Here is a 12598-nt window from a genome sequence, read left to right as displayed (position 1 = left end):
TCGTGTTTAACCTTAGTCATGCCATTATCACCAGTGAGAAAAATTCATGTCTGAAATAGCGTCTACATTTGATGTTACCGCTCCAAATTGGAATCAAATAGAACAAGCCAATATCACTGGCCAAGCCAGCTTATCAACTGATGGCAGTATATTGTTGTCGACCTCAGAGGGTAATTTACAGATTGCTTTTCATGCCTTTGGCGTGCGCCTACGTATCGGTGCAAGCGGTCAACCTGATTATGGTTTACTCGTTACAACACCCGATATTATCAGCGCAGATATCGTTAACGGCGATCAACAAACGACGCTTATCGCAGGTGACAGCAAGTTAGTCATTGGACACTCCCCTTTCACGTTTGAGCTTATTCAAGACAACAAAACAGTACAACAATCTGCCAACGATGGTCACTTTGTCCGTCGTTACCGCTTACCACCATTAGCAAAAGTTGATAAAGGTTGGTTGATGAGCCTAGAGCTGGCCACCGAAGAAGCCGTATACGGTTTGGGCGAAAAGTGGGGCAACTTGAATAAACGCGGTCAACTCGTGCGCTCCTATAATCACGATGCGCTTGGTGTTAATGCTGAAATTTCATATAAAAATACGCCATTTTGCTGGAGCCCAAATGGCTGGGGTATATTTGTTCATACTCCTTCACCAGTTACCCATGCAGTCGGTTATGCCACTTGGTCACAACGCGCTTATGGTGTGTTGGTAGAAGATGAAACCTTGGACATATTTATAATGCACGGTGACGACGGCAACGCCATGATCAAAACCTACACTGACTTAACAGGCAAAGCACCCACACCGCCAGTATGGAGTTTGGGTGTTATTTTATCCAAGGCCTATTACAAAGACGTACCTGAATTGTTGGCTACCGCAAAAGACGTACGCGATCACAAAATGCCATGCGATGTTATCACTCTTGACGGTCGTGCTTGGCAAGATACCGATACGCGTTTCGCGTTCGAATGGGATCCCAAACGTTTTGACGATCCTGCGGCTGTGATCAGCAAACTTAAAGCCGATAATTTCAAAGTCTGTATTTGGGAATACCCTTTAGTGTCAGTACAGCATCCCCTGTTTTCCGAAATGGCCAAAAAAGGTTGGTTGTTGAAAGACAAGCGCACCGGTAAAGCTTACCAATATAAATGGGATATGAGTGCCTTTGCCGAAGTCCTTACCCCTTTACCAGAATCTGGTATTGTCGATTTCACGCACCCTGATGCTTATGCTTTCTGGTTAGAGTCACACAAACCGCTTTTTGATTTAGGCATAGACATGATCAAAGCTGATTTTGGCGAGCAAGTAGAAGACGACAACATGTTAGCTTACAACGGTGACTCTGGTAATCGTCTGCACAACGTGTACAGCTTTTTATATAACAAGTGTGTGTACGAAGCGGCTGAGAAATATTCTAAAAATGGTCCCTTCTTATTTAGCCGTTCAGCTTGGACCGGATCCCAGCGATTCCCCAGTCAATGGGGGGGCGATCCACAGGCAGATTGGGGCGGATTAGGTGCCAGCATACGTGGCGCGTTGTCTTGGGGGTTATCCGGAGCTCCATTTTTTGCCACTGATGTCGGCGGTTTCTATAAAGATACACGAGACCAAGAACTCTTTATCCGCTGGTCTCAAGCTGCTGTGTTTAGTGCCCATATGCGTTTACACGGTATTGGCCAGCGTGAACCTTGGAGCTACGGCGTTGAAGCAGAAGAAGCGGTAAACCAAGCACTGGTACTGCGTTATCGTTTACTACCTTATATATATAACGCCATGCAACAAGCGACTCAGACGGGTGTGCCTCTGATGCGAGCGATGGCATTGGCCTTTCCAAAAGATAGATTGGCAAGTGCATTTGAACTGCAATTTATGTTCGGTGATGACATGCTTATAGTGCCTTGTCTAAAACCCGGCGGCGACGTGGAATTTTATTTGCCAGAAGGTGAGTGGCAGCGCTTTCCAAGTGAGCAAACCTACCAAGGGGGCAAACCCTATACCTTAACGTTAGGGTTGCAGGAAATGGCCGTGTTCGTACCTAAAGGTAAACGTATCCCCTTAGGTCCCGATGTTGAACACACCAATGCATTAACAGATCAAAAACCGCAAATAAGCCACTACTGGCCTAAATAACGCCCCACGCAGCCGGAGAACATCTCATGCAAAATGCTGTCAGTCGCGGATTATTGGCATTCAATCGTCCGCTAGGTAAGGTCAATTACGCGGTCAGTTCGCTGGGTAAAAACGTTGCAGGCGCCTTATTGGCTGCCATGTTACTCATGATATTAGCTCAAGTATTTTATCGTTACGTTCTAAACGATTCATTGGCCTGGACCGAAGAGCTCGCTAAGTACCTTATGGTTTGGGTAGCATGTTTAGTCGCTCCATGGGCTTATCGTGAAAATCTAAATGTATCGATTGAGATGTTCGCTGATGCGTTACCGGATGGATTGCGTCGCACGACTGAAGTCATTATTACCGTTTTGGTTATTATGATCAGCGCAATATTTTTTAAAGAAAGTGTTGCATTTTGGCAAGGTGGTCTAGAAATCTATGCTTCATCAATCCCCATCAAATTAGCCTATTTTTATGCGTGTGCACCTTTAATGTTTGCTGCCTTATTTATGGTCGCTATTGAAAACTTGATCAAACAACTTTTTGCCCGACACTACCTAACCGAGCAAACCATCCCCCCCATGGAAGTCGAATAATATGTCTATCAGTTACTTTTGGGTGTTCATTCTGTTGCTAACCGCTGGAACGCCTGTGGTGTTCGCGCTACTAATTGGCCCGGGTGTAAGCTTAATGCTTGATGGCAACCAAGTGTTTTTCTCAGCCTTGTTAACGCGTTTATATTCCGGGATGAATTCATTTCCTCTTATGGCTGTTCCTTTTTTTATATTGGCCGGTGAGTTAATGAATCAAGGCGGCATTACCCAATCCATTGTGCGCTTTAGCCAAACCTTGATTGGTCACTATCGTGGAGGTTTAGCCCAAGTAAATATCTTGTCATCTGTGCTTTTTGCCGGTCTGTCAGGCTCTGCGGTAGCTGACACCTCAGCGTTAGGTAAAATGCTGATACCCGCGATGGAAGAAAATGGCTATAGCCGCCGTTTCGCCGCTGCGGTTACTGCTGCCTCTTCCGTCATCGGGCCAATTATTCCACCATCAGGGATCATGATCTTGTATGCGTTTATCATGAACGTCTCCGTTGCCGGCATGTTTTTAGCCGGCATCACCCCAGGCCTGCTGATTTGTGCTGGTTTAATGATAGTGACAAGCCGTATCGCCAAAAAACGTAACTACCCTGTAGCCAACCAGAAAGCCACTTGGTATGAGCGTGGCAGTGCCCTTAAAACGTCATTTTTGCCCTTGTTAACACCGGTTATTTTATTGGGCGGTATTGTACTGGGTGTATTTACCCCAACCGAAGCGGCAGCGGCAGCTGCCGGTTATGCGCTGATTATTACCTTGTTTGTTACTAACACTCTTAAGTTTGATAAATTACCGCATATATTGGTGAATGCGGCCGTGCAATCAGGAACCATATTATTGCTAGTTGGCTCAGCGGTAACGTTCGCGTGGATCATAACCGTATCAGGAATGGCTGATACGTTGGCCGAACAAATCGTCGGTATTACCGACAATGTGTTACTACTGCTGCTTATCATCAACCTGTTCTTATTCGCCATCGGCATGTTTTTAGATGCCGGGCCCGCAATCTTAATACTCGGGCCCGTTTTTGCGCCTATTTTTATCTCGTTAGGTATCGATCCCTTGCATTTTGCAGTGATCATGTGCGTTAACTTGACCGTGGGTTTGGCAACCCCTCCCATGGGACTGGTGTTATTTGTTGCAGCTTCAGTATCTGGCGAAAAGACCGAAAACATTGCCTATGAAATGCTGCCTTTCTTGGCAGTAGAAGTTCTGGTGATTTTCATTATTACCTATTTCCCAGCGGTCACTATGACCTTACCTCGTCTTTTTGGGTTTGCTTGATATGAATACAAAACGCCTTGTTTTACTAATCGTTTATGCCCTCATTGCCGTTGCTAGCATTGGCGGTATTGTAAACTCTAATTCTGATCGCGCTGAATTTATCATCAAAGCGGCAATTCAAGCTTCGACTCAAGATGAAGACTACGTTGGATTATTGGCCTTTAAAGAATATGTCGAAAAAGCCAGTGAAGGCCGGGTGCAAGTTCAGCTCTATTCGTCAGGACAATTTTGTGGCGGGGTACCTGAGTGCATCGGTAACTTGCAAAAAGGTGTGCTGGAGATGTTCCCTACTACGGCAGGCGGCACGGGTAACTTTTTCGCTCCTGCACAAGTACTCGACTTGCCTTATGTATTTGATAACGACGCCCAAGCTCAATGCGTACTTGCAGGGCCTATTTTAGGTAAAATGCGTACCACTGTTTTAGAGCAAAATCTGCATATTCGCTTAATGGGTGTTACCAACACTGGCGGTTGGCGTAATTTCGCTACCACCAGCAAACCGATACATCATCCTGCTGATTTAGTCGGGCAAAAAATTCGTACTACACCAGCTAAAATACAACAGGAACTAGTCCGCCAACTCGGTGCAAATCCGACGCCTGTTTCGTGGGCTGAGTTATATACAGCGCTGGCAACAGGTGTGGTCGAAGGCAGTAAGAACGGTATACAAGATATTATCGGAGCGAAGTTAGAAGAACATCTAAAATACATCGTGCTAGATGGCCACTCTTATATGGCGGCTTTGTGGTGGTTCTCAGAGCCCGTTTGGCAATCTTTACCTAAAGAGATTCAAGACATTATTGACCAAGGCTTTAAACATCAGCAAAAAGCCGCCAATGATCTGGTATTTAATCAAGAAGCAAACTCCTACAAATTATTTGAAAAAGCCGGAGGCACTGTTTATCGCCCCACCCTAGCAGAAAAACAAGCATTCAAAGATGCGTCGGGGAATATGCGCCAATGGTTTGAAGATAACTATGGCAGTGATTGGTTAATGCTATTAACAGCCTCAGTCGCGCAATGCGATGCGAACGCACCTTAATGCTGTTACAAAGTTGTATCAATTATAATTATACCCACTATTAACTAAGGCTAACTTTAGGAATCCCCCTACCCTGGAAAGCCTTTTAAATAAGGCTTCATGCGCTTCACCTCATTAATAACCACTCATCCTTTCACGGGGAACCGTTTTAACAAAAAGATTGCAATTGGTTAACTTTATGGTTAAATTTTGTCTATCTTTTGTCTTATATAAGACATCTAATGTATGACACTAGATGCCCTATAAGTCATCGCAATGACAGTTTCGCTCAACGAGAGAAATTACCTATAAACGAAGAATGGTAAGCCGAGACCGCAAATGCACAATTTATTCATCGTCTGGACACTCGATGAATGAAAGCTGGACTTACCCCTAAACAGAGATCGTGGAGAACACCATGTTACTAAAACCTAGCACACTACATTCAGGCATAACACGCGCACTCGCTCTTGGTACGTGTATGACAATTGGCTTCGCTGCTAGCGCGCAAGAAGTAGCGCCAGTTGAAGATAAAGGCTTAATGGAAAAGATCACCGTTACGTCGCAAAAACGCGTAGAAAACCTCAACGAAGTTCCCGTTGCCGTATCTGTGTTACGTGAAGATCAAATTAACGCTGCGTTCTCTGCAAACATTGAAGGCCTACAAGCATTGGTGCCTTCTGTTAGCTTCCGTAAAGGTAACACCAACCGTAACTCCGCCATTACCGTGCGTGGTATCGGGACGATTTCATTCAGCGTGGCGGCAGAGCCAAGCGTATCTACCGTGGTTGATGGTGTTGTACTAGGCCGTTCTGGCCAGGCATTCGTTGATTTATACGATTTAGAGCGCATCGAAGTATTACGTGGCCCTCAAGGTACATTGTTCGGTAAAAACGCATCTGCAGGTGTGGTAAACATCACCACTAAACGCCCTACCGATGAATTTGGCGGTTCTGCTGAAGTGACCTTGTTTCAAGGTAATGAATATCGCCTAAAAACAAGTGTAACAGGTGCCCTAAACGATAATGTAAACGGTAGCTTAACCGTATTGAAATCTCAGTACGACGGCTACATTGACAATGTCTACAACAATGAAACGACCAACGGATACGACAAAGAAGGTATTCGCGGTATGCTAGACATTGATGCCGGTAACGATACCGACATCCTATTTATATTTGAAAATGTAAAGTCTAACGACAACTGTTGTGCCGATTTAGAACTGGCACCGAGCAATCGTTATCTTTCCTCTGATGCTGCACCAAATAGTACAGGCAATGGTGACCTAGATTTAGACCAACGTAAAATCGACCATGATTTTGAAACCCGCACCATAGATGAAACCACTGGGTTCTCTGTGCAAGTAGACAAAATGATTGGCGATCACGAATTTACCTCAATCACTGCTCATCGCAGCTGGGACAACACCGAGTTCCGTGAAGGTGATTTCACCTCTACGACGGGCTCTATTCCATTACCTGTTGACTTCGGCAGTGTGCCTGACGGTGGCGTTGGATTTCAGCTTCATGATACGGGTGTACAAAACTGGAAACAAACCTCTCAAGAGTTCCGTATAGCGTCTCCTGTTGGCGGTGACTTTGATTACCAATTGGGTGCATTCTGGTGGACACAAAAATCAGAGCGTAACTTTACCCGTGATGCCAGCTGTCAAAATAACGGTGGTCAATTCCCAGCGGCAATTGGCACGTACCTGACCGAGAGCCTTGGCGTAGCTGACCCATCTGAAGCACAGATTAATCAGTTTATCGCTGATGAAAACTTAAGCTGTAATGCTAACGATATCGTTGGTGCAACCGCCTTCATGCGCACACAGTTCGATAACTGGGCATTGTTCGCTGATGGTAAATACCATATCAACGACGACTTACGTATATTATTCGGTATTCGCTACACTGACGATGAGGTGAGCTACTCACATGACCGTCGCAGTAACGACGAATACAAACGCACAGGTGTTGGCGTACGAAGCTTTGAAACCGATTATCAAGGTGAAACTGATGAAACCAATGTATCAGGTAAAATTGGCGCACAATACGACTTAACTGACAGCAGCATGGCCTATTTCACTTTCTCGCAAGGTTACAAAGGCCCAGCGTTCAACGTGTTCTACAACATGGCCGATGCTGATGCACTCCCCATTGATAAGGAAACATCAGATGCGTACGAGTTAGGGTATAAATACGCGAGCAATAACTTAATATTTAATGCCGCAATCTTCAGAACCAATATCGATGGTTTCCAAGCGAATAACTCAGAGTTGCTTGATGGCGTAACGATCACCCGCCTAACTAACGCAGGCTCGGTTACGACCCAAGGTATTGAGTTTGACGTTATGTGGCAGGCAACCGATAACTTCACCTTAACCGGTGGTCTATCTAAAGTTGATGCTGAAGTCGATGAGTTCAAATGCCCAGTGACTGATGCAAACTGTACGGGTCGCTCTGGTGCAGATTTACCTTTCTCACCTGATCTTAAATACTCAGTGACAGGCGAATACCTATGGGAGCTAGATAACATGAACGTTATCTTAAACAGCTCGTATGTATACACAGACGAGATGTACGCGGGCGCCCCTGGTGGCACAGCAACAGCAATAGACTTGTTACCAGACTATGGCATATTAAACGCGAGCTTGGCCTTCTCGTTTGACGATGACGCATACCGCATCAGCCTGATCGGTAAAAACTTAACAGATAAGAGTTATGTGACCACTTACAGTGGCGATAACTTCCGTTATCAAATCCCACGTGACGCAGACCGTTACTTCGGTGTGCAGTTACGCGCAAAATTCTAACCTTCTCTGAGAGTTAGTATGTGCAAAGGGTGTCTTTTAGGCACCCTTTTTTATGCCTGAATCAATAATTCTTACATTTATTGCGCACAAATTTAAAACAACTCTTTAATTCCATTGGCTGCTAGGGTAAGTTTATTTATAATCCGCTTTTACTTATTCTACATACGAGTCATTAGCCGATTAAATTCAAAGTAGTTAGCTTTAAACTGTGTTCTCCTCGCGGTTTATTCTGTGAGTGCTGAAACACCTAAATTGATATGGCATTGCCATATTGTTACTTTTATTGATGATCTATTAGTAAATTATGAAATTTCATATTCAAAAGCATTTAGAGTCGTTCTTAGTTAAAGAACGTGTACCAACGGAATACAGAAAGTTAGCCTTGAGTTGTGAATCACATCTTGAAGACACCTGCACCTTGATTACCTTCCCTCACGATCGTAAAAACGTAGTGAAAAGCAGCTTAGTGCACAAAGCGCTGACAAAGCTGGGGGAATTGTCTGATCAAAGCTTAGTGGTGATTGGAGGCTGTTTTACAGCTGAGTCTGTGGAGCTATTGAATGAAGTTGATGCGGTGATATTATCGCTCTCGGAAGGGCACTGGACCGATGCCAGCAAAGGCCACTCTCACGCACATTACGATTAATGCGCTAGGCGATTTGCACTGAGAACGAATAAAAGCGACTACCTACTAGTCGCTTTTTTGTTGAGCTAGGTAGCTTATTTGGCTAACCGCAGCATGAGGGCTTGGGTTTATCTTCACCTTTGAGTATTGCTCTGGACTCTTGAACAATTTTCACTGATGACTGCACGATCACTAATGCGATAATAGTACCTATAACTAAATCTGGGATCGCTGAATCTAACCACACAACCAAAGCTGCAGATATAATGACACCCACGTTAGCTATCATATCGTTACGTGAACATATCCAGCTGGCACGCATGTTGATATCGCCAGTGCGATAACGAGACAACAAAATAAAGCAGAATAGATTCACTGCCAATGCAAGCAAAGAAATCCATAACATAATGCCCGTTTGCGGTTCACTGCCTCTCACCAGTCGCATTACCACGTCGATCAATATCAACCCAGCAAGCACCAATTGTAAACTCCCATTAAATAATGCCGCCTTAGCTTTATACTGAATGGCCTTTCCAACTGCATATAAACCCACCATATACACCATGGCATCGGCAAGCATATCTAACGAATCGGCCATTAGTCCGCTTGAGTCACCTAACCAGCCGGCAATGAATTCCACGAAAAACATGCCACCATTTAGTCCTAATACCGTCCATAGTAACGTTCGCTGTTCTTTATCTTGGGCATTTACGCCGCAGCATTCACTCATTGGATCCTCGTTACTTTGTTATTGAATAAGCGTAGAATAAAGCTTCCAGCTACAGGAAGGTCAACCGGTTATGCAAATAAAACAACTCGCCAGTGTTACTGGTGTCAACGCTAAGACCATTCGTTATTATGAAGATATTGGTCTGCTACCTGAGGCAAAACGAGGTGACAACGGTTACCGTTATTATCGCGAACAAGACGTCTCATCGTTAAAATTTATTCGCCGCTGCAAAGAGTTGCGTATGCCTCTGGCTGACATAAAAAGATTGGTTGCTGTGCAAAGCGATGGCAATGCGCCTTGCGCGCAAGTCGATACGCTAATTTCCCAGCAACTTGAGCAAATTCGCATCGCACAATATGAGCTACTGCAGTTAGAAAAAAACCTGCAAGCGCTCGCCAATTGCTGTGGCAACGAACATATAAAAGACTGCGAAATTCTACAGCATTTACGTGCTAACTAGCCATAGAAAGGCCCGACCACTGCAAGACCAGAAGTGCCGGAGACGGCTGGCGGTGATCACTGCAAAAGACGCGAAGACTATTAACCTTTCTATTACACAACAGGCTGAATCGGGACTAAGCCTATTGAGTATCATTTAGTTATTGAAGCCGTTTATTTAGATATAGAAGGCATCAAGTTCGCGGGCAAAGGTGCTCTACGGCCTGATGTTCTTTCGCCATAGTTAGCGCTCAAATAATCAAGTATCTGTTTCTCTTGAGGCAAGGGCCACAGATTCTGCGTTTTTTGCATCCAGCGGATAGTCGTCAACCAGCGTTCTCGACTCATGTGGTTTTGCGTCACTAGTTTACCAGAGTGGCAGGCTGTGCAATTGGCTCGCACTATTTCAAATCCAGGTTTAATCACAAACCCAGAAATAGGATCGATTCCATTCTGTGGGACAGTAGTTACAGTAGTTTCGGCCATGGCGTTCGTGTAGCCCAACAGAGCAATCGTCAGTAGACCAAGTATTCGAAACCTTTGTGCCCTTGAATCGCGACGTGTGAGAAGTGGTCTACTCATCATTACACCACTTGTACAGCAACGCGGTGACATGCGTTGTTCAAATAACCTTTGGGGTTCCACCCTGGCAATATCATCGGCTGACTCACACCGTCACTATCGGTTGCCTTCGCCCATACTTCGAAGTACCCCTTAGTAGGAAATTGAATTTGGCTATGCCAATGTTGCCAAGCGTTACGATTCGCTGGTTTTTCTAGCGAAGCAGATTGCCAAGTTTGCCCGAAATCGGCGGAAATATGAACATCACTAACGACTTTGTCCCCTGCCCAAGCATGACCACGCACAACAAATTGATTTTCTTTTTTGTGGCTTTCACCGGATTTTGGATACGTTATCAAGGACTTAATCGGCATAGCGTGAATAATACACATATCTTCAGCTGCAACCTCACTACCAGGTGCTACCGGCTCACAAGGAACCCGATAGGCAGGCGCGGCCATTTTAGCGCCATCGTGTACTCGGTCTCGTATCACAATACGCTCAAGCCACTTGCCTGAAGTCGATGCTGGCCAACCACCTATGACTAATCGTAACGGATGACCGTTCATAACCGGTATATCTGCGTCGTTCATGGCCCAAGCGATAAGGTTTTCATCCTCAAGCGCCTTGGCTATAGGTACGCCTCGTGAAATAGCGTTTTTAGTTGGGTCACCACTAATATGAGTGTCTTTCCCGTAATAGCCTATGTAAACCGCGTCATCTTTTATTCCCACGTCCTTAAGGACATCGGCTAAACGTACCCCTGTCCATTTGGGGCAGGCTACAGCACCTGTTGTCCATTGATTGCCTTTGGCCCCTGGGCTAAATTCGGCTCGGCCATTGCCACCGCATTCCAACGTTATTTGATAACTGTGATGGGTAAATTTTTGCTTTAATTCGGCCAACGTGTATTGCTTGGATTCCTTGGCTGACTCCCCTTCGATGGTTAACACCCAGTTCGCCACGTCAATACTCGCTGGCGGAATACCATTGTTACGCACGAACATATTTTCTGCTTTGGTAATGTTGTCATCAAGCATATGAGCGGGTGTTTCGGCGTTGATCGGACGATCGTTTAATACCACCAGCCCAGCGCTTTTTCCGATAATCGTTGCAGGGCTATTAGTTTGAGCTAGGGCACTGGATATCATGCCTGATGGCAGTAGGGGCGCGAGTAGCGTCTGTGCCCCCGTCAATGCTCCAAATGTTCCTAAACCCAGCAAAAAACGTCGTCTGGATAAAACCCTGCGTTCATGGGAAGAACTAACAATTGGCGAAGTGCCAATGTTTGAATCATTGGATAGTGCCGATTGTACCTGAGCAGGAGAAACAGCAACCTTGCGCCGTGTAAGTTTCATGACATCACCTCATTAAGACAAATTTAAAGATAAGGAAGGCATACCAAGATCAATCCTGCGATCCAAACCGTTTCCAGCACAAGTAATAAAATGGGTTTAACGCCCACTGTCAGTAATTGGCTTAAATTCGATTTCATGCCAATAGCCGCAATGGCTATCACTAATGCAAAGCGAGAGATATCGGCCGATATTGTGGTCAGTGCCTCGGGTAAGGCTACCATGCTATTAATGCTCATCAAAATAACAAAACCGATTAAAAACAAAGGAATACCTGGTGCTTTGGCATGACTGCTTTTATCAAAATTCATCCGCAGCACAAGTAATATACACACGACCACCGGCATTAATAATGCGACACGGACCAGTTTCGTTAAAGTTGCTAAAACACCTGTTTGTTCAGATACAGAATATCCAGCACCAACGACTTGTGCTACATCGTGGATAGTGCCGCCAAGGAAGATACTGGTTGCGGTTTCATCTAGCTCCAACATTCCGGCGATAATAGGATATACCACCATGGCCATAGTAGATAAGGCCGTTACACCAATAATGGTTAATAATGTATCGCGGTCTTTGTCTTTGCTATCAGGCAATACAGCTGATATAGCCATGGCCGCTGACGCGCCACAAATACCAACCGCCCCCCCCGTGAGTACACCGAAGCGTTTTTGTAATCCAAACGCCTTAGCAAGAACCACTCCTAATAAAATGGTACTCATAATGGCAACGACTAATAATAAGCCAGTTTTCCAGCCTAACGCGACTAGATCACCAAAGGCTATACGTAGACCAAGTAACGCGACGCCGATCCGCAAAATAGTACTGGCCGTAAATTCTATACCCGTTTTACACTGGGTTCCATGGTGTAAAAAAGACATCGCAATACCCAATAAAAGAGCAAATAACATAGCGGGTGCGCCGTAATGTTCGCTCAGAAATAGCGCAGCCATGCCTACAATTGTCGCCACCATAATGCCAGGTAGCAATGTTTTTATTCTATCCATAATTATCACTACCTGACGTTAAGGCGAGCTATTCTCGGGTGTTGTT

General features: G+C 45.1%; 11 protein-coding genes. 7 read left to right on the top strand and 4 right to left on the bottom strand.

Annotated features, from left to right (window positions below):
• Window positions 1-46 precede the first annotated feature (46 nt).
• The 6 genes from GQR89_RS06245 (at window position 47) to GQR89_RS06220 (ending at window position 8482) form a co-directional block, all read left to right on the top strand.
• A complete protein-coding gene (locus GQR89_RS06245) occupies window positions 47-2134 on the top strand; it encodes an alpha-xylosidase (protein ID WP_158769259.1) in 2088 nt (695 codons plus the stop codon).
• 26 nt (window positions 2135-2160) lie between these two features.
• Complete coding sequence (locus tag GQR89_RS06240) at window positions 2161-2712, top strand: TRAP transporter small permease (RefSeq protein WP_158769258.1); 552 nt, start codon at window positions 2161-2163, stop codon at window positions 2710-2712.
• 1 nt (window position 2713) lies between these two features.
• Window positions 2714-4000, top strand: coding sequence for a TRAP transporter large permease (locus GQR89_RS06235; protein WP_158769257.1), 1287 nt, complete (start codon window positions 2714-2716; stop codon window positions 3998-4000).
• Window position 4001: 1 nt separating this feature from the next.
• Window positions 4002-5042 carry a TRAP transporter substrate-binding protein DctP gene (gene dctP, locus GQR89_RS06230; protein WP_158769256.1) on the top strand — a complete coding sequence of 347 codons (1041 nt, stop codon included), beginning with the start codon at window positions 4002-4004 and terminating at the stop codon, window positions 5040-5042.
• Window positions 5043-5439: 397 nt separating this feature from the next.
• Window positions 5440-7836 (top strand): TonB-dependent receptor, encoded by a 2397-nt coding sequence (locus tag GQR89_RS06225; RefSeq protein ID WP_158769255.1) that lies wholly within the window; start codon window positions 5440-5442, stop codon window positions 7834-7836.
• Window positions 7837-8140: 304 nt separating this feature from the next.
• On the top strand, window positions 8141-8482 hold the full coding sequence (locus GQR89_RS06220) for a hypothetical protein (protein WP_158769254.1): 342 nt from the start codon (window positions 8141-8143) through the stop codon (window positions 8480-8482).
• 82 nt (window positions 8483-8564) lie between these two features.
• Here GQR89_RS06220 and GQR89_RS06215 read toward each other — a convergent pair whose 3' ends face one another.
• The gene (locus GQR89_RS06215; RefSeq protein ID WP_158769253.1) at window positions 8565-9191 is read right to left on the bottom strand and encodes a cation transporter; all 627 of its coding nucleotides are present in this window, start codon (window positions 9189-9191) and stop codon (window positions 8565-8567) included.
• A 70-nt stretch (window positions 9192-9261) separates the two neighbouring features.
• Between GQR89_RS06215 and GQR89_RS06210 the strand changes: the two genes are divergently transcribed.
• On the top strand, window positions 9262-9651 hold the full coding sequence (locus GQR89_RS06210; protein WP_158769252.1) for a Cd(II)/Pb(II)-responsive transcriptional regulator: 390 nt from the start codon (window positions 9262-9264) through the stop codon (window positions 9649-9651).
• 152 nt (window positions 9652-9803) lie between these two features.
• Here the strand turns inward: GQR89_RS06210 and GQR89_RS06205 are convergent, their stop codons facing one another.
• Genes GQR89_RS06205 through GQR89_RS06195 form a run of 3 tightly spaced genes read right to left on the bottom strand, consistent with a single transcriptional unit; the run spans window position 9804 to window position 12552 of the window.
• Complete coding sequence (locus tag GQR89_RS06205) at window positions 9804-10211, bottom strand: hypothetical protein (protein WP_233269095.1); 408 nt, start codon at window positions 10209-10211, stop codon at window positions 9804-9806.
• 2 nt (window positions 10212-10213) lie between these two features.
• Window positions 10214-11548: a sulfite oxidase gene (locus GQR89_RS06200; protein ID WP_158769251.1), complete on the bottom strand. Its 1335-nt coding sequence runs from the start codon at window positions 11546-11548 to the stop codon at window positions 10214-10216.
• 23 nt (window positions 11549-11571) lie between these two features.
• Window positions 11572-12552 (bottom strand): YeiH family protein, encoded by a 981-nt coding sequence (locus tag GQR89_RS06195; protein ID WP_158769250.1) that lies wholly within the window; start codon window positions 12550-12552, stop codon window positions 11572-11574.
• Window positions 12553-12598: the final 46 nt, after the last annotated feature.

It is taken from the genome of Paraglaciecola sp. L1A13, from assembly GCF_009796745.1.
GTDB lineage: Bacteria > Pseudomonadota > Gammaproteobacteria > Enterobacterales > Alteromonadaceae > Paraglaciecola.
This window is presented reverse-complemented; position numbering and strand designations above follow the sequence as displayed.